The organism is Flammeovirgaceae bacterium SG7u.111 (assembly GCA_034044135.1).
Lineage (GTDB): Bacteria > Bacteroidota > Bacteroidia > Cytophagales > Flammeovirgaceae.
Window position 1 is genome coordinate 5,825,234 of the sequence record CP139021.1, and the last position, 25,157, is coordinate 5,850,390.

Sequence of the window (25,157 nt, forward strand, 5' to 3'; positions counted from 1 at the left end):
TATTTGTTCCGAAGGAGGCGAAAGCCTCCTTTTTTTATTATAAATACGTTAGATGAGTAGAAACCCCAAAGTGTTTTCTACAATGTTTGTCCACAAACAAAGGACAGGTGTCATAGCAAAGACCAATTATTCAACTTCAGGTTTTATTCTTCTGGGGCAAATAGCCTTCCCAAAAAAGCCGTACGCAAAAGCCTAAAACAGCTTAAAGAAAAATGTGGTTGCTAGAAAACAGAACCACTTTACACCTTATGTACAAAAGTTTCCAAAAAAGCTAAGCCTTTGGGCTTAGAATAACGTAGAAAACTGAAGTGAAGAAGTGGAAAATTTACTTTGGGACAAAAACCAATAAGGATGTTAAAAAATCGTTTTTATAAAAAAATAAAAAATCCCTAACAAATTTTGAACCAAATACGGAAAAGTATCGTATTTTTACTAATATTCGAACTTTCAATTGGCATCAAAACATGTCAATATTCAAATAGATGAATCTAATAGTCAACGTAACTAACGAAGGGCTTTTTCAATTAAGTTTTAACCTAAATAATATACTATCAATCTATTTCCTGTAGTTTATTGATTATCAATTACTGCGGCTAATAAAAGAGCAACATGGTGCTTGAGCGATAAAATCCCTAAAAACTACCTGTATGCAAAAACTCAATTTAACCCAATCACTATCGCAGAAACTATCTCCGCAACAGATACAGTTTATAAAACTGTTGCAGATACCTACCATGGAACTTTCTAGCAGGATAGAAGAAGAGCTAGAGATTAACCCAGCTTTAGAAGAAGGAAAAGACGAAGGTCCGGAAGATGAAGCAATTGGCTCCGATAGCGAAGAGGACTATGCAGATGATTACGATGAACTTGCCGATGTAGACCCTGTACAGGAAGTCAACATAGAAGAATATATAAGTGGTGATGATATCAGCGGTTACAAAATGCAAGGTGATGGTGGAATGGAAGAAGAAGATAGGGAAATGCCTATTGCTACCATGTCTACCCTTACAGAATCCTTGCTCGACCAACTGGGCTATTTACGCCTAGATGAAAGGCAGCTTACCATAGGAGAACAATTAATAGGCAGTATAGATGGAGATGGGTACGTAAGAAGAGATATTGAAGCTATAGTAAATGACCTTGCTTTTACAAGAAATATCGATACTACCGAGCAAGAAATCGAAGCAATTTTAAAGCAAATTCAACACTTCGATCCGCCTGGAATTGCTGCTAGAGATTTGCAAGAATGCCTGTATCTGCAACTTCTTCGCAAAGACCAAGAAAGCCTAACGGTAAAGCACGCTATCAAAATAGTGATGCTTTGCTTCGAAGAATTTAAAAAGAAGCATTATAGCAAAATAGAAAAGAAGATTGGGCTTACCGAAAGCCAGCTGAAAGATGCTATAAGCATTATTATAAAGCTTAACCCCAAACCGGGCGAAAGCATTAGCTCGTTCTCCAAGACCCAATACCTCACTCCCGACTTTATATTAAAAGAAGTAGCAGGGCGACTTGAAGTTTCCCTCAACTCTAAAAATGCCCCCGAACTCCGGGTGAGTAGGTCTTATGCCGATATGCTCGATTCGTACGACAAGAGCAAGAATAAGAAAAAAGACAAAAAGCTGAGACAAACAGTCACATTTGTAAAGCAGAAACTCGATGCCGCCAAATGGTTTATAGATGCCATTAAACAGCGCCAAGAAACGCTACTAAAAACCATGCGGGCAATCATCATGTATCAAGAAGAGTTTTTCTTCACCGGCGATGAGGGCAAACTCCGCCCCATGATCCTCAAGGACATTGCCCAAGAAATTGGGATGGATATTTCCACTGTATCGAGGGTGGCAAACAGTAAATCTGTTCAGACTGATTTTGGCTTATTTCCCCTAAAGTTTTTCTTCTCCGAAAGCATCACTACCGATACGGGCGAAGATGTAAGTAGCAAAGAAGTGAAACATGTGCTCAAAAATATTATTGAAGCAGAGGACAAACGTAAACCGCTTTCCGATGATAAATTGGAAAAAATGCTAAAGGACAAAAGCTACCAAATTGCCCGACGGACAGTTGCCAAATACCGCGAGCAGTTAGGCATTCCCGTAGCAAGGCTCAGGAAAGAGCTTTAAATACTCACCAAAAAGACACTACCTGTAGGCGCAAGAAATTGCGCCTTTTTTTATCCCTCATCATAACAAAATTCCAAACACACCATCTTTTTAGAGCTACAAGGTTTGGATAAAAACAAAACATTGTGTATATTAAAATAATATTCTCACACACCCAGTTTCAACTCCACTTCACACCACTCTCTTTTTTAACTCATACATTAAAACTATGAAATCAGTTTTTTTACTTGCCCTATTATTTGCACTTACTTCTACTTCTTCCTTTGCCCAAAAAAAGCTCATCCCCATAGAAAATCTTATAGTTGGAATAGGCTATGGAAAGCTACTCGATGGTTGGGGAGATATCCCTGGAAAACACTTTTATATTAGCGCCCAAGCACCACTCAAACAAAGTCGTTTTTTTACCGTGGCAAGCAAGGTTAGGTGGAATTAAAGCTGAACAAGTACACTACGATTATATAGCACCTGTATCGGAAAAGAACAATGGGGTAAACTTGGATGGAGAGATTGCTTTTCACCTTAAAGTAAAACGTTTTGATTTTTTCCCTTCATTAGGACCTTCTCTGAGGTACCATTCTTCAAGGCATATGAAAACCGGGTCTTTCCTTACAGAGGTAAAAGGAGGTGTGGAAAAACTATTAGATTATAGGTGTAAATTATACCGAAAAAGAAGGTCTTGAAATAGGCTACGTAGCCGCTGTAAACTTGGACATTTGGATTGAAGAAAATCTGATAATTGGAGGAAGGGCAGGTTGGATGTCTTACACACATAACACAATGATGCCCAACTGGTCTATTACCCTCAAATATAGGTTAGGAAATGGCTGGTAACTTTAGATAGTTACTTTCCCCTATCAAAACTTGCAATCTACTTTTGTTTGGGCTTACTTAGAAGCTGTTTTGAAACTAAATTTAAAAATGGTTATAGCTTATTTTGGATGCAGAATGAGGAAAAATCGACAAAGATAGTGGATCTATCTGCGGAGATTTTAACAAAATTATGCACCGAAAGAAGCTATAATAAATTTGAAGTTATGTTTCCAAACAGCTTCTTAGATCAAGTATTTTTTATCACAAAAGACCCAACATGAAAACGAAAAGCTCCCTGATAGTAAAATCGCTACTTTTGAGTATGCTAACCGCATTCACTCTTTCTTGTACTAAGCAAGAGGAAGAGGTAAAAGAAGAAACTCCTAAGCCCCCAAACATCGTCTTCATCATGAGCGATGACCATGCCTACCAAGCCATCAGCGCTTATGGCTATGGACTAAACAACACTCCTAACATTGACAGGCTAGCAGATGAAGGGGCTCTTTTTACCCGTGCTTGCGTCACCAACTCAATTTGTGCGCCTAGCCGTGCCGTAATGCTCACGGGCAAGCATAGTTTCATCAATGGCAAAGTAGATAATGTCCAGCCATTCAACTGGGACCAAGACAACTTCCCCAAACTGCTCCAAAAAGCAGGCTATCAAACAGCCATGATCGGCAAAATTCACCTCGATGGCTTGCCACAAGGTTTTGATTACTCGATGGTACTTCCCGGACAAGGACATTATTACAACCCCGATTTTTTGGTAGATGGAGAGAAAAAAAGGTTTGAAGGCTATTGTTCTGATATCATCACCGAAGAGGCACTCAAATGGCTGAAGGAATCGAGAGACGAGGAAAAGCCATTTTGCCTACTCTATCACCACAAAGCTCCGCATAGAAACTGGAAACCTGCTCCAAAATATCTCACACTTTTCGATGACACTACGTTTACTCCACCTGCCAATTATGTAAGCGATTACTCAACCATGGGCACTGCTGCCCAAGAGCAGGAAATGCAGGTTGATGGCCACGCACGCTGGGGACATGATTTCAAGCTGAAAGTTGACCCAGATGGCAATGAAACCGAAATTAATGGAGAACTTAAACGCTTTAGCGAAAGCCAATTGGAACAGTGGGATGCCGCTTACGAGCCAAAAAACAAGACGTTTTTAGATGCAAAACTGGAAGGCGAAGAGTTGGGTGTTTGGAAATTCAACCGCTACATCAAAGATTATTTGCGTACCATCCAGTCGGTAGACGACGGCGTGGGCGAGGTACTTGATTACCTCGATGCCAACGGGCTGACGGAAAATACCATCGTAGTTTATACTTCCGACCAAGGCTTCTACCTAGGCGAGCACGGCTGGTTCGATAAACGATTCATGTACGAAGAATCGTTCCGTACCCCGCTCATTATCCGCTACCCAAAAGCGGTGAAGGCGGGAACGAAGATCGACAAGCTGGTTCAAAACCTTGACTTTGCCCCTACTTTCTTGGAATATGCTGGCGTGGAGATTCCTACCGATATGCAAGGAGAATCGATGAAAGACTTGGTAGAAGGAAAAGCGAGCGAGTGGAGAGATGCCATTTACTACACCTACTACGAATATCCTTCGGTTCATATGGTAAAAAGGCACTACGGCGTAGCAACCGACCGCTACAAGCTCATACATTTTTATTACGACATAGACGAATGGGAGCTTTACGATTTGCAAGAAGACCCTTCGGAAATGAAAAATGTGTATGACGACCCCGCCTATGCCGATGTGCAAGAAATGATGCACAAACGCTTGGTAGAAATGAGGGAAAAATACGGCGACTCCGACGAGAACGACCAAAAATTCTTAAAAGCCTACCTCGACCATATTGAGAAAAGGAAGAAAAAACAAGCCCAGAAGAAAGGGTAGCGAAATTTCCTTCAATTAGATTTAACCCTCCCAATATATAGATTTGGGAGGGTTTCGTTTTATAAATAAATTAAAACGCAATGTTTAGTTATCAACAAGTTGGGAAGAAGGTAATTGTGAAGTACAAAAAGAAGTATGTAAATATTATACAGAAGTTGATAATGTTGATATTCAGTTTGATGGTTTCTTCAATAGGTTTATTCATGTATTTAAAGTCTGTTTTTGACGAAGATTCAGAGGATAAGGTGTTTTTGTTATCATTGGGCTTGTTTTTCTTGCTTTTAGGGCTTTTTGGCGTTATTATGTACGTTAGGGAAATTGTTATTTATTCTAGGTGGCAATTAGAAATTGAAAACCAACAGATATCAATTAAAAATATTCATGGACTAATGGAACCTATATATGGGGTAGATGAAATTGTGCTACAAGGAAGAATAGAGAGGGGAAATAAATATGTGAATTATTATATACAATTGAACTTGTTCAACAAAAAAAGAGAGCTTTCAAAAGCAATTTTTGAATCACCTAGAAGGTGGAGTATTTATGCTGCTATTGATGATTCTTTCAAAGAAATGGAAGAGCTTGCGGAAGTGCTTTCAACTGCAACTGGAAAAGAATATAGAATTATTGAGGAATTTACTGAGGTGACACATGAGTCAAAGTTAGATACATCCTATATTAGTTAATTATTAAAATATTTCTAAGTACATGACAAAAAAATCTTAAAAGCGATTTTGATGTCGTTTCTAATTGTATTGATAAAAGCATTGGTAAGGAAATCAAGCCCGTAAGTAAAGAAGCTTACGGCCCTCCTGCCGTGGTTTTTAATTGCTATTTTTTTGACACAATCATTAAGGTAAATGCCTACGCTGTAAGACCAAACAAAAGCAATGGAAATGACTTTTATCAGGGTGTCTAATCTTTCATAATCAGTAATATGGGTATCTTCCAAATTAAAACCAGCCGACTTGAAAGCCCTGAACATAGTTTCTATCTGCCAACGGTTTTTATAGATGTCTAGGCTTAAGTCTTCTTGGTTATAGGAAACCAATATCAGGTAATCAATTTTTCCATTTTGACCAACATATTTAATACCTGAGAAATAGCCCAACGTATCATTGAGATAAACAATTTTAGGGTGAAAATATACTCGGTTTAGCCGTTGAGCCATTAATAACCAATAAGCTTTCACCGTTTTGCCTTCCGCCAAAGTAATATGCATATTATTGCGGACCCTGATAAAATAACGGATTTGATGGCTCGTCAAATACGCCAACCAATCTTGGCCAACAAACTCTCTATCAGCTGTCAAATAGGCAATCTTATCATCTCCAAAGTTGAGCATAAAACGATTGAGTAGGTCTTTTCGCTCTTTTTGAGAGGAATTGCCCCGCTTATTTCCCAATGTGCACCAAAATACGGGCAGGCCTACTCCTTTATAAATTACTGATAAGAACAAAATGTTGATGTTGAGCTGTCCCAGCTTCCAATTTGTCCGGTCCAGGCTTAATTCATATTTACCTTCTATTGGTAAGGTTTTCATTATCAGCTTACAATAAAGGGCTTCTGCAAAGGTGAATTGGCTGAAGAACCGCTGGACTCTACGAAGTTTTGATGATAGAAGAACCCCATTATCATATCCTGTCGCCAATCGTTTGAAATTCACGCTCCTTACTTTCAAAACCGATATGATTAAATAACTCAACAACGTTATTCTGGCTTTATTTCCTCCCAACTCTTGCTGCAAAATCAATTGCAATTCTTTACTTTTATACAGGCTTGTCATCTAGGTTGTTTTTTTGTCTCGCAACTCAAAAATAACCTTTTGATGGCTTGCCTTTTATTTTTGTCATGTACTCAGAAAATATTTCTTGTAATTCTTTAGACTGTATCACAGTTTGCCACATGGGTGATTTTATATAATTGGAGTAAATCAAAAAAACTATACAAATCAAACCGTGATATAGTCTTTTGTTTAAGAGGGTTGGTGATTTCACCAACCGCCAACAATTAAACTTCTCGTTGCCTGTGGCTCACCTGCAACATTGAGGGTGTATCGTAATATACTATTTTGTTTCGGTCTGTGTAACTTTTCCTTCCCACAACAGGCTTAGGCTTTTAACCAGAGACTTTGAAGTAAACAATCCCCTTTTAGCTAGAAGCTTAGGAGGGGTTATTTTTTATAAGTCAGTAGGTCGAGCTTCCAGCTCGACAATCAATTAAAAACGGTCAGGATGACCGTGCTAAGTCAACTCAACATCATTGCAAAACCCTACCTCGGAAAACCTCATTCCAATACAAAATTCAGGCGTCGTGCCAATAACAACTTGTTTTTTTAGATAAGTAGGGTTTGTTAAGCAAATTCAGGCTAGGTGTGCCAAACTCTTTGGAGGTAATTGTTAATTTGCGAGTAGGTTAATAATTAAACATTGATGGCGGATGAATTTTACAGGGAAAACTTTTTGGCTTACTGGCGCATCGTCAGGAATGGGGAAAGCAACAGCCATAGAGTTAGCAAAATATGACACACGGTTAATTATTTCGAGCCGTGATGTGAATGGGCTAGAAGATACTGCCGAAAGCATTAGACAACTGGGAAGTGAAGTAAGGATAGAACCTCTCGATATGTCAGATACAGAAGCGATTTTTGCTGTAGCTGAAAAAGTGTTGGCAGATGAAAAAATTGCCGGGCTTTACCAGTTTGCAGGAATTAGCCAGCGATCTTTTGTATCTGAAACCCCTTTGGAAAATGATCGAAAGATCATGGAGATCAACTTTTTTGGTGTAGTCGCTTTAGCCAAAGCCGTATTGCCGCACATGTTAAAAAATGGTGGAGGACAATTTGCCGTAGCCTCAAGTTTGGTTGGAAGGTTTGGCTTTCCCTACCGCTCCGCTTATGCAGCTTCCAAACATGCTTTACATGGATTCTTCGAAAGCCTATTGGCAGAAAATTATAAAAATGGCATCCGAGTTTCCATGCTTATGGGCGGGCGGATTCAAACAAACATTTCGAAATTTGCCCTAACCAAAGACGGAAAAGAACATGGTGAATTGGATGCCGGCCAAGCCAATGGCATTTCTGCAGAAAAAGCTGCCAAACAAATAATTCGTGGACTAAAGCGTGATAGAAAAGAGATACCAGTAGGTGCTGGGGAATTGATCATGTTAAAAATCAAGAGGTATTTACCCGCATTACATTATAAATTAGCAAGGACAATTAATCCATTATAAATAACTTTAGGCAACTTCATAGATTAGGTGGGGAAACTCAAAGAAAATAGAAGAACAAATGACAAACAAAATGGCGAAAAGAATTAATGGTATCCAACAACTCGGCGTAGGAGTTATCGATGTAAAAGAGGGCTTTGATTGGTATAGGAAACATTTTGGCATGGATGTGAAAATGTTTGAAGAAGCAGCAGTTGCAGAACTAATGTTACCTCATACTGCTGGGGAAACAAGAGAACGCCACGCAATTTTAGCTCTGAATATGCAAGGCGGTGGCGGATTTGAAATATGGCAACATACCGCAAAAACCCCTGAATTACCAAAATTCGATTTACAAATTGGAGATTTAGGAATCTGTATAGGTAAGTTGAAATCAGCAGACTTACAAAAAGCCTATGCACAATTTCAGGAATTAAAGATTGATCTTCTTACCCCAATAGTTAAAGACCCTTCCGGCAACGAGCATTTTTATTTGAAAGATAGCTACGGAAACATTTGGGAAGTTGTGTATGATGCCTATATATTGAAAAATAGAAAAAACCTTGTAAATGGAGGCGTCTATGGCGTTGTGATTGGGGTTAAAAATATGGAGGAAAGCCTAAAAGTCTATAAAGATATTTTGGGTTATGATACTATTGTTTACGATAAAGATGGCTCGTTCGATGATTGGTCTGGCGTTCCCGGAAGCCAAAATAAGTACAGAAGGATGCTCTTAGAGCATTCGGAATCTCGCAACGGTTCGTTCAGTCCTATGTTTGGCCCCAGCCAAATTGAATTGGTGCAAGTGCAAGACCGCGAAGCTCGCGATATTTATGAAGGGCGGATTTGGGGCGATCCGGGTTTTATCCATCTCTGCTTCGACATCAACGGCATGGACGAATTGAGAAAAGAGGTGAAAGAGAAAGGCTTCCCATTTACCGTAGATAGCGCAAAAGCCATGGATACTTTTGACATGGGTGAGGCAGCTGGCAACTTCGCCTATATTCAAGCCCCTGAAGGAACACTGATCGAATTTGTAGAAACCCACAAAATCCCATTACTCAAAAAAATGGGCTGGAACCTCGATTTGGTAAAACGTGGAGAGAAACCTCTACCCAGATGGATGTTTAGCATGTTTGAGTTTATGAGGGTAAAAGGGTAGATACTTAATAGAGTAAGCCAACCGAAAGGTTGGCTTTTTAGTTAACCTTAATAATTTCCCGATATACTAACTTAACTGCGCAAGATGTCCTTCCTCAAAGCCGAATGGCGAAAATTAGCGATTGCGAATTATGAAGTTGATCCTTCTGTGCTGAAACCACATGTTCCCTACGGCACGGAGCTAGATTTGTGGAATGGTACCTGCTATGTGAGTTTGGTCGGTTTCATGTTCCTCAACACCAAACTCCTTGGGGTCAAAATCCCTTTCCATGTCAATTTTGAAGAGGTGAACCTGCGGTTTTATGTGCGAAGGAAAGTAGATGGAGAATGGCGCAGAGGCGTGGTGTTCATCAAAGAAATTGTGCCCAAACCTGCCCTTACTTTTGTGGCAAATACGGTGTACAAAGAGCATTACGAGACCATGCCCATGTTGCACCGCTGGGAGGAAACTCAGGAGGCAAGAGAAGTGGAATACCTGTGGAAATGCAAGGGAAACTGGCAACGATTTAAGGTAACGGCAGACTCAGAAGCTACGGAAATGCCACTCGGTAGCGAGTCCGAATTCATTACAGAGCACTACTGGGGTTATGCAAAAGTAGGCGAACAAAAAAGCAACGAATACGAAGTAACCCATCCCAAATGGCTGAAATACGATGTACAATCTTACGAAGTAGAAGTAGATTTTGCCCTGACCTACGGACAAGAATTTAACTTCCTCAACCAAATAAGCCCGGTTTCCGTCATGCTTGCCGAGGGATCGGAAATTACGGTGGAAGGGAAACAGGTGTTAAGATGATCTGAGGTTTCGCAATAACAACTTCCTTGTTCTTTGCTTATGACGTACTGGTTGCTGGTTACTTGTTCCTAGTTGCTGGATGAAAAATAAAAATCGATACAACCTGAAATTAAAGGATAACAAGCAACCCAATCAGAAGCGTTAGTAGATAACCAAAATACTTACTAATTTGACTTACCATTAAAACTTAAAACATTGACCTATGAAATCCCCTACCCTCGTCAGTGAATTTGTAGAACAATCTATTTTTAGACTGAAAGAAAACCTTGGGAAAATTGAAAAATGTGTGGCAGAACTGAGCGAAGAGGAAATTTGGAAGCGACCAAACGAATCATCGAACAGCGTGGGAAACCTGATAGTCCACCTGTGTGGAAACGTGACACAATACATTATTTCCTCCCTTGGTGAAAAAGAAGATTTGCGAGAAAGGAACAAGGAGTTTGAAGCCAAAGGGGGTTGGAGCAAAGCCGAACTGCTCGCCAAGCTTTCGACAACAGTACGGGAAGCTTCGGAGGTAATAAGCACAATGGATGAAGAAACCTTATTGAAAATGCGCTCGGTGCAAGGCTACGAGTTTTCCAGCTTGGGAAATATCCTTCACGTAGTTGAACATTTCTCCTATCACAGCGGGCAAATCGCCTTTTGGGTAAAACTCCTCAAAGACAAAGACCTAGGCTTTTATGCTGGTCTGGATTTGAATGCTAAAAATAAGGTGGGGTGATGGCTGCGCGATGGGGAATGTCGCAAAAAATTGAGTACGTGGACAAATATTACCATACAATAAAAACCCGTGGTTTGTCCACTTTTTGGAACAACGGCTATGAGACTAGAATCTAAGAGGCGTCCCCACCACAGCCCTAGGCATTAATTGATTTCTTTTGGGCAGGTACTTAATCGTAGTGAAACCTACACTTTGCAATTAAGATTTCATCTTCTTGGTATTTATAAATGAGCCTATGTTCACTATCAATTCTTCTCGACCAAAATCCTGAATATTTGTGTTTTAATGGCTCAGGTTTGCCTATCCCGTCAAATGGGTTTCGGGCAATATCTTTTAGCAATTCGTTGATTTTCTTTAGCTTCTTTTTATCTGTTTTTTGCCAATACAAATAATCTTCCCAAGACTCATCCACAAAAACATACCTCATCTTATTCCTCGATTAAGCCTTTTGAAACACCCTTTCCAGCTTTTAGTTTTTCAATAGCGGAATCTAGCCTCATTTCATTTTTTCGGGACGATAATTCATGACTAGTAGCCATGAGGGAGTTGTATTCTTCCAAAGACATTACTACAATACCAGACTCTTTCCCTCGATTGATAATCAAGGTTTCAAAGTTCTTTGCAACTTTGTCTAAATAGGATTTGATATCTTTTCTGAAATCTGAAACAGTTGTGGTCAGCATATTTTTTTGTATCTAATGATGTACAAATATATGTACATTATTAATACAAGTCAAGTTTTATATATGGTAAAAACCGACGACGTCGTTTGAAACGACGTCGTCGGTTTGTTTGCAGCCTAAAACAAAATCCTAAACTGTGGAATGGGGAATAGCCCCATTTGGTATTGTGTCACTATCGAATTGGAACGAGCATTAAATGTGTGCCTGTACTCGTTTTTCCTGTTCGTAACGTTTTGGATATCGATGGCAAACTCTTGGGTAGTTTTCTTCTTATTCACCCGATAAGTAATTTTCAGATCGGTTCGGAAATAATCACTATACCTTTCCGAGTACGCCAGCTCTTCAAGCCTTTCTTCCTGCCCTGTCTCAATAGATTTTTCAAGATCTATTGGCGTGTAGTAACGGCCCCCAGCGCTAGTCAGTTTCAAATCCACCGCCAACACCTTGTTCTTACTTCCCAAATTCCACTCTTTTCCACCCAACACATTCACCACATAATTCCCATTAAAAGCCGTATTTCTTTCTATCCCGTCACTCCCCTCGTACTTAGAATTAAACAGAGAAGTAGTTGCTAAAAAGTAGTATTGCTTGCTAAATACCTTTTCCAATGTTAGTTCTAGTCCATAGTTCGTCCCTTTTCCCTCGTTCACTAAAAAACCTTTGTCGGGCGTACCGAAATTATCTCCAGCATTGAGCATGGAAAAAGAGCTAGGGAAAGACTCAACCGGTGCATTTTGGAGCTTTTGATAATAGGCTTCAGCTTTTATCCTGAAATCGGGGAATAGCTGGTAGTTGTAGCCAAGGACAAAATGGTGGCTTTGGGTAAAATCCATGTCTTTATTAGAGCTGACAAACGAGCCATCCGCCAATTCGGAAAGTGTATAATACGTAGGCAACGGCTGTACTTGATGGTGCAATCCATAGCCAGCGTTAAGCGATTGTTTAGAGTTTAGGTTTATCCTAAGCCCAAGGCGAGGCTCTAGTGCCTGGCTTCCGCTTAGGTCAAAATATTGATGATGGAGACCCGTATTAAGGACTATATTTTGCGAAAACTTATGTTGCCAAGTCACATAGCTCCTTACAAGCGTGCTAAAGCCCTCGCCTTGTTTTATTGGAATCCAACCCGTCTCAGTTAGCGTGCTATCCACAAATTTGATGTCGTAAATATCCACTATCGAACCAACCAAAAGATTATCTTTCGCATTGAACTTATGGCTAAACATCAGGTGCGCACTATATTTATTTTGCCTATTATTGATGCTCGTATTATGGATAATTTGGCTTCTATCTTCCACACTTACCGAATCAATTTCCACCGACTCTTTCTGGTGTGTAGCCGCTACGGAAAGTTTGTAAGAAGTATTTGGGGTAAAAAAGTAGGTATGCGAAACACCAAAAACACCTGTTTTTGTTTTGTTATAAATATCAATATTTTCATCGCCATACAAATCGTCTTCCTTTTCACTAGCTACATCCACTTCACTACCTAGCAACTCGATATTGCTATCCCCACCCAAGCCGAAAACGGTGAACGTGCCTGCATTTTTGGTCGGGAGGTTGATTTTGAAATTGAGGTCTTGGTATTGAGGTACTGCTGATCCCGTACCAAAGTTTATCCCCAAGGCTTTGAACACCCCAAGGGTAGAATAGCGGTAATTTACAGAATAAGAGGCTTTAGACTTTGAAGAAAAAGGCCCTTCCGCCCCAAACTCGAAGCCGTTGAAGCCTATTTGCCCCAAAAACTCTCGCTTGCCATTATTTCCATTTTTCATTCGGAGGTCAAAAACACCTGCCAGCGCATTGCCATATTCGGAAGGGAACGCAGCCGTCATAAAATCAGATTTTGCCAAAGAATTGTAGTTCAGCATGCTCACAGGCCCACCTGTGCTGCCAAAAGATGAAAAGTGGTTGGGGCTTGGTATATCAATTCCTTCTAGCCTCCACAGCACCCCGTTGGGCGAGTTTCCCCTGATAATGATATCGTTACGAGCATCGTTTGCTCCGCTTACTCCGGCAAAATTGGTGGCCATTCGGGCAGGATCGTTCCTTGCCCCGGCAAATCTTGCTGTCTGTTCCATGTCAAACGAACGGGCGCTCACCACGGCCAAGTCGTTGTTCAAATCATCAATGCCACCATCGTTAGCGGTTACCACTACTTCACTCAGCTCGGTAATACTCTCCACCAATTGCAGATTGACTTGGGCTTCTTTCCCAGAAAGCACCAAAATATTGGGCACAATCATCTCCTCATAGCCAATCGCACTTATTTTCAACTCCTGCCTTCCAATAGGAACATTTTTAAGGGTAAAATACCCATTTGGGTCGGTTGCCGCACCTATGAGCGGATCGCTACCTACCACCGTTACAGTAGCTCCAATTATGGGCGATTTTGCATCTTTATCAGTTATTTGCCCTCTAATAGTCTGGACAGATTGGGAAAAAGAACTAAAGGAAAAACATAGGAGTACTGAGAGCAAAAATATTTTTTTTACTTCGTTCATAAGGTTTTAAATAGGTTAATGAATGAGTTAGTATACAGGCTGTAATCCTTTAAAAACCGGGGTTACCTTGGTTTTTAATCATAAAGAACCTACAGACCTGAAAGTATTTTCAAGACATAATGGTAAAACAATACCCGACCGAAGGATTCGACCAGTAGCTAGTTGGGGTTGTAGTTATGAGAAGCAGGTGGTTGTATTCTTCTTCCCTTTGGTGTGATCACTCTGCAAATATGTGCAAGCTTGGAGGTATATTTCATTGACGCGCGTCAAGAAAGTAAAACTAAATACATTGTAAACTAAGTTTTCGTTTTTTTTTAAATAAAGCATATTGTTGATTTGCTACCGTAATTGATTGTTGCTTAGTTGAAACTAGTAACCCGTAACTAGCATCTAGTAACCGTCAGCAGGGTCTAAAAATCAAAATAATTAGCATCATTAAAGCACTCGGTTATTTAGTTTACAGTGTACTAAACCGTAATTCTTTTCCGGATCCTGCTGAGCGTTTCGGCACTTACGCCTACATACGAGGCCAGCATATATTGTGGAATTTCTTGGATAAGCCTCGAGCCTTTAGCTAGCAACGCTTGATAGCGTTGCTCTGGAGTTTCGTACACAAAACTTTCGAGCCTTCGCACTATCATGGCAAACAGGCGCTCCGCCATGAGCCTTCCTAAGCGTTCTAGTTGGTGACTTTCCTCAAACAGCCTAACCATGTCTTCTTTTTTGATTTTCCATACCGCCCCATCTTTCATGCAGTCTATGTAGTAAGTAGAAGGCTCTCTGTTCGTAAAACTTGGATAATTGCTCATCATATCATTTTCGAAAAAAAATCCAGAAATTTTCTCATCTCCTTCCTTGAGGTGGAAAAACCTAAAAATACCGGATTCAACAAAAGCCACAAAGTCACAAACATCACCTTCTGCAAGAAGAACCTCTCCTTTCTTATAGACCGTCTTTTGGAAGCAGCTCCCTATCAATTCCCAGTTTTCATCATCCAGTTGATACAGCCCATCAAAATACTTACGGATTTCCTCCATATGTTTTAATTTCAAGTTACAACACCAGTTTGCACAAACTTAAAAAAGCAGGCAATAATGCATACGAAACAACTCTATGTCGGGTCTACATAATTATGATGAAAGGCAAATTCCTTACAAACAAGTAATAATAAAACGACAATCTCTCTTTCCATTAAATTTCAAAACTAAAAAACACAATGAGTTTATTTATACTTGCAATAAAAAAGACCTTACCCGTATAATGAACAAAGGAATAGTACAAAACGCTACAATTACTGGGCTGCTATCTGCCCTTTCGGTTTTTATTTACCTCCTCCTGCTCCACCTTCTTGGGCAAAACCCTTTTGGGCAATACAAATTTATGTATATAGGTATCTATGCCCTCATTTTTGCACTTGGTCTCCGCCACTTTCGCGACAAGAAAAACCACAACCGCCTAAGTGCCACCCAAGGTCTTGGTTTTGGATTTATAGTAACCGCCGTAGCCGCAATAGCTTGTACGTTGATGGTTTTTGGATTCCTTAATAGTTTTGGACAAAGCGCTTTTGATCTCTACCTCAAAGAATCTATTGAACTTCTGGTGGCTTCTAAAGATTTTATAGTAGAGCAACTGGGGGAAGATGCTTATTTAACTACTTATGATAATTTACAAAAACTAACACCATCCGAGCTTGCCCTAGACCATTTTACCAGCATGTCACTAACTGGTGTCTTCCTAACATTCTTATTTATGCTAATTTTTAAAAATTAAAGAAGGTACTTTTTTAAAATATACGTCAAACAATATTTCATTTTGCTTGTTTGAATTGTTGAAAAATTTTTAATTAGCAGTTACTTTTTATATTATCGGCAAGCAGTGTTTGCGCTAAATAAGTCAGCCAAACTATTCTTGTACTACTAAAAAATCTACCTTAAATTATTGACTTGGTTCATACTTGTTTGAAATTGATGAAAAGATAACCTTTCATTAAATGAACAATGTCTGAAAAAATATTTGCGCAACATAAGCCACCTGATAAGTGAGTTCACTTATTTGGTGCTGTTATACGTGCAAAAGCTGACTCACTAAACCCAGTCAAAACTACCTCAGTTCTACTTTTTTATTCACAACCAACTTACTTGGAATCACTGAGTAGGAACTGTGATATACATCACTAAAAAATGACGGCTTGGTGAAAAGACAAGCTTCAATTACAATCTATTTAATTAACATAATCCAAATTTAAAGTAAATATGAGAAACCATAACTCCACATTTTTCAAATCTATCGTTGCCAGCCTGGCAATGATATTATTCATGCTTCCGGCGTATGCCCAGACTTCCATCACAGGGAAGGTCACCGATAAGGAAACGGGCGAACCAATGGTAGGCACCAACATCGTCATTAAAGGAATGACCATTGGCGCAACTACTGATATAGATGGAAATTTTAAGCTTCAAACTAAAGTAAGCCCTCCTTTTACACTCGTCTTCTCTTCTATTGGGTATGACAACCAAGAGGTAGAAGTTACTTCTGCTAGTCAAGTGATAAATATGGGTTTGGCTTCCTCTGTTATTATGGGGCAAGAAGTGGTAGTTTCTGCTTCTAGGATTGAAGAAAACATCATGGAATCACCCGTTACCGTAGAGAAAATGGGAATCTTAGATATTCAAGAAACTGCTACCCCAGACTTTTACGATGCCATAGCCAATATGAAAGGTGTGCAAGTAAACAAGGGTAGCTTGACTTTTACCTCGGTAAATACCCGTGGTTTTGCCACCAACGCCAACACCCGATTTGTCCAGTTGGTAGATATGATTGATAATTCAGCTCCCTTGCTCAATTTCCCTACCGGTAACTTAGTTGGAATTGATGAGCTTGACCTAGAGTCGGTAGAACTTGTACCCGGTGCCGCATCTGCTCTTTACGGACCAAATGCCTTCAATGGAATTTTGTTCATGACCAGCAAAAACCCGTTTGACTACCAAGGACTTAGCGCCCAAGTAAAGTCGGGAGTTACCCGCTCTGATGCTCAAGGGGAAACCAACCCTATGTGGAGTGGCTCTATCCGTTATGCGAAGGTGTTCAACGATAAGCTAGCAGTAAAAGTGAATTTCTCGATGTTGGATGCTACGGACTGGGTAGGCAACGACTATGCTTCCGACAGGCGCTACCCTAACCAATTTGTGAGCAACGACCCAGGCATTACGCCAGACTTTGATGGACTGAATATGTATGGCGATGAATTTAAAATTACCATCCCCATAAACACCTCCATAGCAGATGCGGCTGAAGCAGGGCTATTGCCTGGCTTACCAGCCAGCAAAACATTGGCCGATGGTTTCAGAACGCTTGATCCAATATCTGTAACAAGAACTGGCCTGAGGGAAGAAGACATTATAGATGCCTACGAGGCAAAATCGATAAAAGCAGATGCGGCTATTCATTACAAAATTAATGACGACCTTGAAGCGTCCTACACCTACCGCTACGGTTCGGGTAGCTCTATCTACCAAGGTGGCGAGAAGTACGCCATTAGGGGCTTTAGCCAACAGTTCCACAAAGCGGAGTTACAAGGGAAAAACTATTTCCTAAGAGGATATGCTACCTTAACTGATGCTGGTGATTCGTACAACATGACTGCTTTGGCCACTTTTACCAACGAAGAATTTTCTCCAACAGCAGCAAGGTGGGCGCCTACTTATGGTATTTACTATGGGTTGGCAAGATTGGGCTTGCTCTATCAAGCAGACCCTAGCGTTCCTGCTGGAAAAATATACTCTGAGGAAGAAGCGCATAGGATAGCTCGCGGGGCAGCAGATGCTCCACCTCCACCCGAAGGTGGCTTTGGTATTCCTCCAGCTGGTTCTCCAAGGTTTAATGAAGTAGTAAAAGATGTGAGGGAAAACCGTTATTTCCAACGTAACCCTCCTGGCGCTAGGTTTATAGATAACTCAAGAACTTACCACGTGGAAGGTAATTACAACTTTGCCGATGTAATAGACTGGGCCGAACTGATGGTTGGTGGTAACTTCAGGAGGTACTCGCTACTTTCGGAAGGAACTATCTTCAACGAAGACCCTGAAAACGGGGAGAACTTTGAAAGGATCGCCATCGACGAATTTGGTATTTATGCCCAAATAGCCAAAAAGTTTATTGAAGATCGCCTGAAATTGACAGGTTCATTGCGTTTCGATAAAAATGAGAACTTTGAAGGGCAAATCACACCAAGAATTTCTGCGGTAATGCGTGCTGGTGACAACCATCACTTCCGTACTTCATTCCAAACTGGTTTCCGTAACCCCGATACCCAAGCGCAATTTATCTACTTCCCTTCTACTTCAGGCATATTGCTTGGTGGTACGGAAAGCAATGCGGGTAGGTATGGAATCTACAAAGGAGGTGCGATTTCCCCCCGAACTGGCGAAACGCTCAACCTAGATTATGTGCAGCCAGAGAAGCTTTCTGTATGGGAAGTTGGCTACAAAAGCATTATCAACGGCAACGTGATGGTAGATGTAAACTACTACTATAACTGGTACCAAGATTTTATGAACCAGATAGTGGTGGCATCTAAAGAGCCTAGCACACACCAAGGGCAAACCTTGCCAGCAGGTACGCTTTTCGCCCCTTATATAAATGCAGAAGAAGAAATCACCTCGCAGGGTATAGGCCTAGGGGTTACCTACAAATTGCCAAAAGGCTTTACTTTCAATGGCAACTACAACTGGGCTAAAATGAAACTGAACGAAGATGAAGGAAGTGACTTCATTCCTGATTTCAATACTCCTGAAAACAGGTTCTCACTCTCGTTGGCTAATAGAGATTTGGTAAAAAACCTTGGGTTCAACGTAAGCTACCGTTGGCAACAACAATTCTACTGGTGGAATACTTTTGGTGCAGGCAACATGCCATCGTATGACGTAGTGGACGCACAAGTTAGCTACAGGATAAAAAGTATCAAATCGATGATCAAGGTTGGGGGAAGTAATTTATTTGGTGGAGATTACCGTACCAGTATAGGCGCACCTTTTGTAGGCCAGATGTATTATATCTCTGTTACTTTCGACGAAGCAATGCGCTAGGCTTTACTCAACCCGACTTTTACACATTAAAAAAATTCAATATAGAAAAATGAAAAGACTTATATATATAGTATTTGTCGCTGTCATCTCATTTCTGACAGCCTGCGAAGACAATCTATTAAAAGATACGCCAGCTGTTCCTGCGCCACCACCAGATGTGCCAGCCACGCCGGGAAATGCAGATTTTACCACCGTAGTTTCATTAGGAAACTCGCTTACTGCTGGCTATATGGACGGGGCTCTCTATGACCGAGGGCAAAACAACTCTTTCCCCAACCTTTTTTCTAAGCAATTGATGGAATTGAGTGAAAATACCCTTACCGAGTTCAACCAGCCAGATATAAACGCCGAAAACGGCTATTTTGGCTTAGGCCCGGGTGGGATAATTTTAGGTAGGTTAAAGTTGAACGCAAGCTCACTTCCCGAGCCAATTATACCTGGAGATGCAGTAACTGCCTATGCTGGAGACAAAACGAAGCTCAACAACTTTGGCGTACCTGGCATTTTGCTAGGCCAAGCACTCACGCCAGATACGGGAAATCCTAACTCGCCCCTTTACAACCCCTTATATGCAAGGTTTGCTTCTGCTCCTGGCACCTCCACTATTATAGGTGATGCTGTAGCTAGGCAACCATCGTTCTTTACCTTTTGGCTAGGAAGTAACGATGTATTGGGCTACGCCATTTCTGGTGCTACCAACGATGCTATTTTTACCGATCCTGCTGCTTTTCAATTACAATATGGAGCTGCCATGCAAACATTGCTAGCTACAGGGGCAGATGGTGTAGTGGCAAATATTCCAGATGTAGTTGATATTCCTTTTTTCAAATTGGTGCCTTACAATGCTTTGGTATTGGATCAAGCTACAGCAGACCAACTGAACGACGGCTTTGCCCCTTTCAATGCTGGAGTTGATTTGTATAACTCAACACCTGGCTTGCCAGAAGAAATGAAAAGGTCAAAAGTAGCATTCCAAGCTGGTCCTAACAATTTTGTGATAGACGACAAAGACCTGCCACAAGTGCCGGGCTTGCCAAGTATTCGCCATATAGATGCAACAGAGTTAGTGGGATTGACAGTACCCCAAGATTCTATTTCCATTTGGCTAGCGCAGGGAAAGGGCATTCCTGATAGGTACGTACTTACATCGCCTGAAATCACAAAAGTTTCGGAAAGAACAATTGAGCTAAACCAGATTATAGCGGGAATAGTAGCAGCAAATTCTGAAAAAGTAGCCCTAGTGGATATTTACAATATCTTCAAAGAATTAGCTGGCGCTGGTGTAACCCGGGAGTATGACGTAACTATTTCGGCTGATGTTGCCCCGCCTTATGGAATGTTTTCACTTGATGGCGTACATCCTAATGCAAGAGGCTCAGCCTATGTTGCCAATAAGTTTATAGAGGCTATAAATGCTAAGTTTGGAAGTACAATAAAGTATGTTCCTTTGGAAAATTCTCCTATCAACGATTTTCCTCCTTCAAACTGATCAAGAAAACTGACCCAGAATCAAAATGGCTTCAGAAGGTAATCTGAAGCCATTTTTTTACGTTTTTACCCAACAAAAAGCCTAGTGCTTTCCCGAGGGTTTGGGCAAAGGCTAAAAGGACCTTCTCACTTTTATTTGTTAAAAAGCCAACCTTATTTGTCATATCCTTGTTAAACAACATAACAAGCTTTTGAATAGCCAACCAATCTATTCAAAAATACCCCACAATCACAATCACTTCAACCATTCACTAACACCAACATTCCCAGTAGAACTTACTACCTTAGCACACAAACGCAAGCGACTCTTCAAAAAGACTTAGACCATTTTTAATTTAGCCTTAGGTGCTTAAGATGAAAAGAATTATACTTGTTGTCCTCTCGGTATCACTATTTGTAGTTACCCAAACTACTCAAGCCCAACGCTATACTAGCGATGAGCAATTTGAAGTAGCCTTTGGGCTGGGTTATTTGGACTTGCTCCATGCTGGTATGAAGTACAAGCTCACTCCTGTAAATAAGATTGCAATGAGCTACGGAGGGCTCTTTAACTTGGGGAATAGTGAAAGAAAGCGTTCATCGATTACACTCGAACATCAATACCATTTTGGCAAGACGACATTCCACAGCAAGTCTCCCATATTCTACTTTTCCCAAAAGCTCACCATGCTGAGAGACAACAACTCTACTTACAATACCCAAATGGTATACGTTACCCCTTCTATTGGCAAAAGCTTTTATGGTGATGGACCTTATGGAATAAATGTAGATATAGGCGTAATGGCAAAAATCCACGATTACGGAGAGTCTTTTGGAAATATTCCAGAACAGCAAAACCGACCCAAATATCCAGCATTTTTCCCTGCTATTCGTTTTCAATTTTTCTTTAGCTTATAACCTTCATCTTCTTCCCATATACATTCGTCACTAAGGTTACAAAACCAACTACCGAAACCGAACTTAGTGGCATAAGAATAGCGCAAACCAACGGTGTAAGAACACCCGTTACCGCAAAGCTCAACCCAACTATATTGTAGAGAAAAGAGAGCACATAGCTCATTTTCACCACCTTTACGCTACTGCCCGAAAAGCTGATAAACTTATCTAGCAAATGAAACTTACCTGCTTCCAAAATGGCATCGCAGGCAGGGGAAAAATGATAAACATCATCGCTGATGGAAATCCCAACATCGCTGTTTCTCAAAGCCCCAGCATCGTTCAGCCCATCTCCTACCATCAACACTTTCTCGCCTCTATTTTTCAACTTGCTGATGTAATCAAGCTTATCTTGTGGTGATTGGTTAAAGTTCAATTGGTCTTTTTCGGTAAAAAAAGCAGAGAGTTTTTTCCGTTCTTTATCATTATCTCCTGAAAGCAAGTGCAAATTATATTCGCCCGAAAGTTTGCTTATAACCTCTTCAAAGCCTTTCCTATACGTATTGCTAAACACAAAGCAACCTTTCGGCTTCCTATCTATCGATACATATACTTTGCTACCTTGCTGTGAAACAGGTTCACTTTCGGTGAAAAACTCTGATCCTACTTTAAACTGCACCCCTCCTACTGTAGCCAAAATCCCCTCGGAAGGAATTTCTTCAAAACTTTCGAGTTTGGGTGAGTGAACTTTACTTTCTAAATGCTTCGCCAAGGCTTGACTCAAAGGATGAGCCGAATTACCCACAACCGCTTTTATCTTGGCAATTTGTAACTCATTTAATTTCGAACCCACATAAGTAATTTCTTGCTGCTGATTATCAGTTAGTGTCCCCGTTTTATCAAAAACGATGGTATTGATCTTCGATAAATTTTCAATAGCCTCCGTATTTTTTAGGAATAGCCCGTTTTTTCCCAACAGCCTCAAACTATTGCCAAAGGTGAACGGAATACTGAGCGCCAAGGCACACGGGCAAGCAACAATCAGCACCGAAGTAACCGTGTTCACGATCATGCTGCTATCGGTAAAGTACCAAAAAACCGCCGTAAGCAAGCTAATGAGTAAAATGCTAATGGTAAAATATTTCCCGACCGTAGCGGCAAGATTGGAAATTGCTGACGAACTTTCTTTCTTAAACACATCCTGATCCCAGAGCTGGGTAAGGTAACTTCCCTCCACAGCTTTGGTAATTTCTATCTCTATCCCCGTTCCTATTTGCCTTCCCCCAGCATAAAGCACATCGCCACTTCTCCTCGAAATAGGCTCCGACTCTCCCGTCACAAAACTGTAATCGATATTCCCTTCGCCTCTGAGCAACACTGCATCGGCAGGAATAAGCTCGTGGTTTCTTATGCGAATCCTATCGCCTTTTTGGAGTTGCTTAATAGGTACTGTTTCCTCTTTTGCTCCCAAAATCCGAGTAACGCCTATGGGAAAATACGATTCATAATCTCGGTCAAAAGAGAGGGCTTGGTAGGTTTTGTGTTGGTACCATTTCCCTATCAGAAGAAAGAAAACCAGACCTGCCAAAGAATCCATATAACCTGTCCCCGTATCGCTCAAAATCTCGAAGGCACTACGGAAAAACAGAGTGATAATTCCTAAGGAAATGGGCACATCTATATTGATATATTTCTCTTTTAAGCCTTTCCAAGCAGAAACAAAATAGTCGGTGCCAGCATAGAAAAAGATGGGTAAGGACAAAAGTAAGTTGAGGTAACCAAAAAATGAGCGAAACTCCTCGTCAATGTCATAACCTGCATCGAGGTAATCGGGCAAGCTAAGGAGCATGATATTCCCAAAGCAAAAACCCGCAACACCTAATTTTATATAAAAGCTTTTGTTGAAAGCCTGTTGCTTTTCCTTTTTTCCCGAAGCTAAATTGATTTCAGGTGCATAGCCAATCCTAGCCATCAGCTCCACCAACTGTCGCAGGCTTATATCTTCTTCCGAGTAGGTCAGCGTAGCCTGCTTTTTAGGAAAATTCACTACCGACTGCCGTACGTGCGGGTTCAGTTTATGCAAATTTTCGAGCAGCCAAATGCAGGAGCTGCAATGGATATTGGGAATAAAAAAAGTCACTTTAGCTAATCTCCCATTGCTGAAGGAAAGCAATTGTGCCTTTATTTCTTCATTATCGAGGTAGGCAAACCTATCCCCAAAAGCATCTTTTTGCTGCTTTCCAGGGCTCTGCTCCAAGTCATAATATTCGCAAAGATCATTCCCTTGCAAAATCTCGTACACCGTTTTGCAACCCTCGCAGCAGAATACCTGATTATCGAATTCTACAGGATGCGAATCGCAATCTTCTCCACAATGGTAGCATTGCTGCTTTTGATCTATATCAGCCAGTTTAGCCAAACCTTTACTTTAATTTTTAGATTAAAATCAAATTATTGAGTGCAATTTACACCCAAACCTCCGCACTTTATGAATAAATCAAAACAATCCCTATCCAAAAAAAATCCCCTTCAAGAGACTTGAAGGGGTTCTAAAAAAATATATGTGTACTAATCTACTGGTCTAGGAAAAGGTAAAAGTGAATTATTATGTGACAAAGGTACATGTCCCCAAGGTATACTCACATGACTATTTCCCTTTAAAAAGATGATTAATATCAGTAATCGGGAACGTTCACAAATCTTATTTGCCTACACAAGCAACCTACATGTACCAAATTGTATTTTAAAGAGAAAAAACAAACTTTCCTAAGAAATAAAACCTTAGGTAGGAACAATAAATCAAGAATAATAACCAACATTAATTGTCTAAACCCAAATTAGCATTGTCTTAATAACAATTGTTAAAATATTTGAGAAAGGTAAGTTTTTAAGCTATTTTCAAATGTTTTAATAAAAACATCAACCATTCAACCCATTTTATTTTCCTATAGTTGAAGAAGAAAATGTGCTTATTAAAAGCAAACTTTAGATCACTGTCAAAAAAGTCAGAATTGTAACATTTTGACTTTTTCCAAAAACCTCTTTTTAACTATTTGCTCAAAACTAGTGAAACATTGAACATCAAAGGCATCCATAGGATCAGTTCCAACAAAGGAATCCAAGCAATTATCGGATTCTTGCGACAGGGCATTTCCCCAAAGAAACTTGCTCTTTCGGTCGCAATCGGGATCGCCCTTGGTTTTTTCCCTTTTCTGGGGCTTACTACCGTGTTCAGTGCCTTGGCGGCCATCACCCTCCGTCTCAATATGCCTACCATCCAGTTAGTCAATTACCTCATGTATCCTATCCAAATTGCCCTGTATATTCCGCTCATCAGCCTTGGCGACTTCATGTTCGATGCAGCACCCTTCCCTTTCACGCTAGGGCAAATTTTCGAGCAATTAGAAAAAGACTTATTCGGCACAATCAATACCCTTTGGCTCGCTAACTTGCGTGGAATTTTAGCTTGGCTGATCTTTTCTTTCCCAGTAGGCTTCTCTGCTTACCATATTTCCTTATTCCTTTTCAAGAAAGCACTACCCAAAACAAATTCCGATACCGAACCTCCTCTCAGCACAGCTAGCAGCTTGGCTGCCTAAATCAATGGGTTCGCTCCGATGGAGCTTTGTGCAATCTAGCTTGTGCTACAAACAGGTCGCCCCTAGCGGGGCTAAATACACAAGCCCAATGACGTCTGTCCTGTCTTCAATAGATCAAACCAGCAACTAGAAACCTGCAACCGGTAACTAATCAGCTTACATTACACTTAACCACTTCCTTTGTTTTGGTTTAAAACCC

19 protein-coding genes are annotated in these 25,157 nt (G+C 40.6%); 13 read left to right on the top strand and 6 right to left on the bottom strand.

All coding sequences use genetic code 11. The features are described from left to right. The first annotated feature begins 647 nt into the window (after window positions 1-647). The 4 genes from rpoN (at window position 648) to R9C00_22640 (ending at window position 5,528) form a co-directional block, all read left to right on the top strand. A complete protein-coding gene (gene rpoN / locus R9C00_22625; protein WPO34499.1) occupies window positions 648-2,123 on the top strand; it encodes an RNA polymerase factor sigma-54 in 1,476 nt (491 codons plus the stop codon). A 208-nt stretch (window positions 2,124-2,331) separates the two neighbouring features. Continuing rightward, the gene (locus R9C00_22630; GenBank protein WPO34500.1) at window positions 2,332-2,556 is read left to right on the top strand and encodes a hypothetical protein; all 225 of its coding nucleotides are present in this window, start codon (window positions 2,332-2,334) and stop codon (window positions 2,554-2,556) included. A 654-nt stretch (window positions 2,557-3,210) separates the two neighbouring features. After that, a complete protein-coding gene (locus R9C00_22635) occupies window positions 3,211-4,842 on the top strand; it encodes a sulfatase (protein ID WPO34501.1) in 1,632 nt (543 codons plus the stop codon). Window positions 4,843-4,922: 80 nt separating this feature from the next. Next, the gene (locus tag R9C00_22640) at window positions 4,923-5,528 is read left to right on the top strand and encodes a hypothetical protein (protein ID WPO34502.1); all 606 of its coding nucleotides are present in this window, start codon (window positions 4,923-4,925) and stop codon (window positions 5,526-5,528) included. A gap of 14 nt (window positions 5,529-5,542) precedes the next feature. Here the strand turns inward: R9C00_22640 and R9C00_22645 are convergent, their stop codons facing one another. Further along, entirely contained in the window at window positions 5,543-6,628 is a 1,086-nt protein-coding gene (locus R9C00_22645) for an IS4 family transposase (GenBank protein ID WPO34503.1), read from the bottom strand. A 653-nt stretch (window positions 6,629-7,281) separates the two neighbouring features. Here R9C00_22645 and R9C00_22650 point away from each other — a divergent pair. The 4 genes from R9C00_22650 (at window position 7,282) to R9C00_22665 (ending at window position 10,727) form a co-directional block, all read left to right on the top strand. Continuing rightward, a complete protein-coding gene (locus tag R9C00_22650; GenBank protein ID WPO34504.1) occupies window positions 7,282-8,073 on the top strand; it encodes an SDR family NAD(P)-dependent oxidoreductase in 792 nt (263 codons plus the stop codon). A gap of 70 nt (window positions 8,074-8,143) precedes the next feature. Then, complete coding sequence (locus R9C00_22655) at window positions 8,144-9,211, top strand: VOC family protein (protein ID WPO34505.1); 1,068 nt, start codon at window positions 8,144-8,146, stop codon at window positions 9,209-9,211. Window positions 9,212-9,295: 84 nt separating this feature from the next. After that, window positions 9,296-10,006, top strand: a complete 711-nt coding sequence (locus R9C00_22660; GenBank protein WPO34506.1) for a DUF2071 domain-containing protein — start codon at window positions 9,296-9,298, stop codon at window positions 10,004-10,006. Window positions 10,007-10,208: 202 nt separating this feature from the next. Beyond that, window positions 10,209-10,727: a DinB family protein gene (locus tag R9C00_22665; GenBank protein WPO34507.1), complete on the top strand. Its 519-nt coding sequence runs from the start codon at window positions 10,209-10,211 to the stop codon at window positions 10,725-10,727. A gap of 169 nt (window positions 10,728-10,896) precedes the next feature. Here the strand turns inward: R9C00_22665 and R9C00_22670 are convergent, their stop codons facing one another. The 4 genes from R9C00_22670 to R9C00_22685 form a co-directional block, all read right to left on the bottom strand. Continuing rightward, window positions 10,897-11,154, bottom strand: coding sequence for a Txe/YoeB family addiction module toxin (locus tag R9C00_22670; GenBank protein WPO34508.1), 258 nt, complete (start codon window positions 11,152-11,154; stop codon window positions 10,897-10,899). Window position 11,155: 1 nt separating this feature from the next. Further along, a complete protein-coding gene (locus tag R9C00_22675) occupies window positions 11,156-11,410 on the bottom strand; it encodes a type II toxin-antitoxin system prevent-host-death family antitoxin (protein ID WPO34509.1) in 255 nt (84 codons plus the stop codon). 116 nt (window positions 11,411-11,526) lie between these two features. Further along, window positions 11,527-13,911, bottom strand: coding sequence for a TonB-dependent receptor (locus R9C00_22680; protein WPO34510.1), 2,385 nt, complete (start codon window positions 13,909-13,911; stop codon window positions 11,527-11,529). A 467-nt stretch (window positions 13,912-14,378) separates the two neighbouring features. Continuing rightward, the gene (locus tag R9C00_22685) at window positions 14,379-14,948 is read right to left on the bottom strand and encodes a Crp/Fnr family transcriptional regulator (protein ID WPO34511.1); all 570 of its coding nucleotides are present in this window, start codon (window positions 14,946-14,948) and stop codon (window positions 14,379-14,381) included. A 223-nt stretch (window positions 14,949-15,171) separates the two neighbouring features. Here R9C00_22685 and R9C00_22690 point away from each other — a divergent pair, with 223 nt between their 5' ends. The 4 genes from R9C00_22690 (at window position 15,172) to R9C00_22705 (ending at window position 21,380) form a co-directional block, all read left to right on the top strand. After that, window positions 15,172-15,681: a DUF4199 domain-containing protein gene (locus R9C00_22690; protein WPO34512.1), complete on the top strand. Its 510-nt coding sequence runs from the start codon at window positions 15,172-15,174 to the stop codon at window positions 15,679-15,681. 482 nt (window positions 15,682-16,163) lie between these two features. Beyond that, the gene (locus R9C00_22695) at window positions 16,164-18,995 is read left to right on the top strand and encodes a TonB-dependent receptor (GenBank protein ID WPO34513.1); all 2,832 of its coding nucleotides are present in this window, start codon (window positions 16,164-16,166) and stop codon (window positions 18,993-18,995) included. A 49-nt stretch (window positions 18,996-19,044) separates the two neighbouring features. Beyond that, a complete protein-coding gene (locus tag R9C00_22700) occupies window positions 19,045-20,484 on the top strand; it encodes a hypothetical protein (protein ID WPO34514.1) in 1,440 nt (479 codons plus the stop codon). 353 nt (window positions 20,485-20,837) lie between these two features. After that, window positions 20,838-21,380 carry a hypothetical protein gene (locus R9C00_22705; GenBank protein WPO34515.1) on the top strand — a complete coding sequence of 181 codons (543 nt, stop codon included), beginning with the start codon at window positions 20,838-20,840 and terminating at the stop codon, window positions 21,378-21,380. Here R9C00_22705 and R9C00_22710 read toward each other — a convergent pair. Continuing rightward, window positions 21,370-23,778, bottom strand: a complete 2,409-nt coding sequence (locus tag R9C00_22710) for a heavy metal translocating P-type ATPase metal-binding domain-containing protein (protein ID WPO34516.1) — start codon at window positions 23,776-23,778, stop codon at window positions 21,370-21,372. The two genes, R9C00_22705 and R9C00_22710, sit on opposite strands and share 11 nt — an antisense overlap. Before the next feature lie 634 nt (window positions 23,779-24,412). Between R9C00_22710 and R9C00_22715 the strand changes: the two genes are divergently transcribed. Further along, window positions 24,413-24,958 (top strand): DUF2062 domain-containing protein, encoded by a 546-nt coding sequence (locus R9C00_22715; protein ID WPO34517.1) that lies wholly within the window; start codon window positions 24,413-24,415, stop codon window positions 24,956-24,958. The last annotated feature ends 199 nt before the right edge of the window (window positions 24,959-25,157 follow it).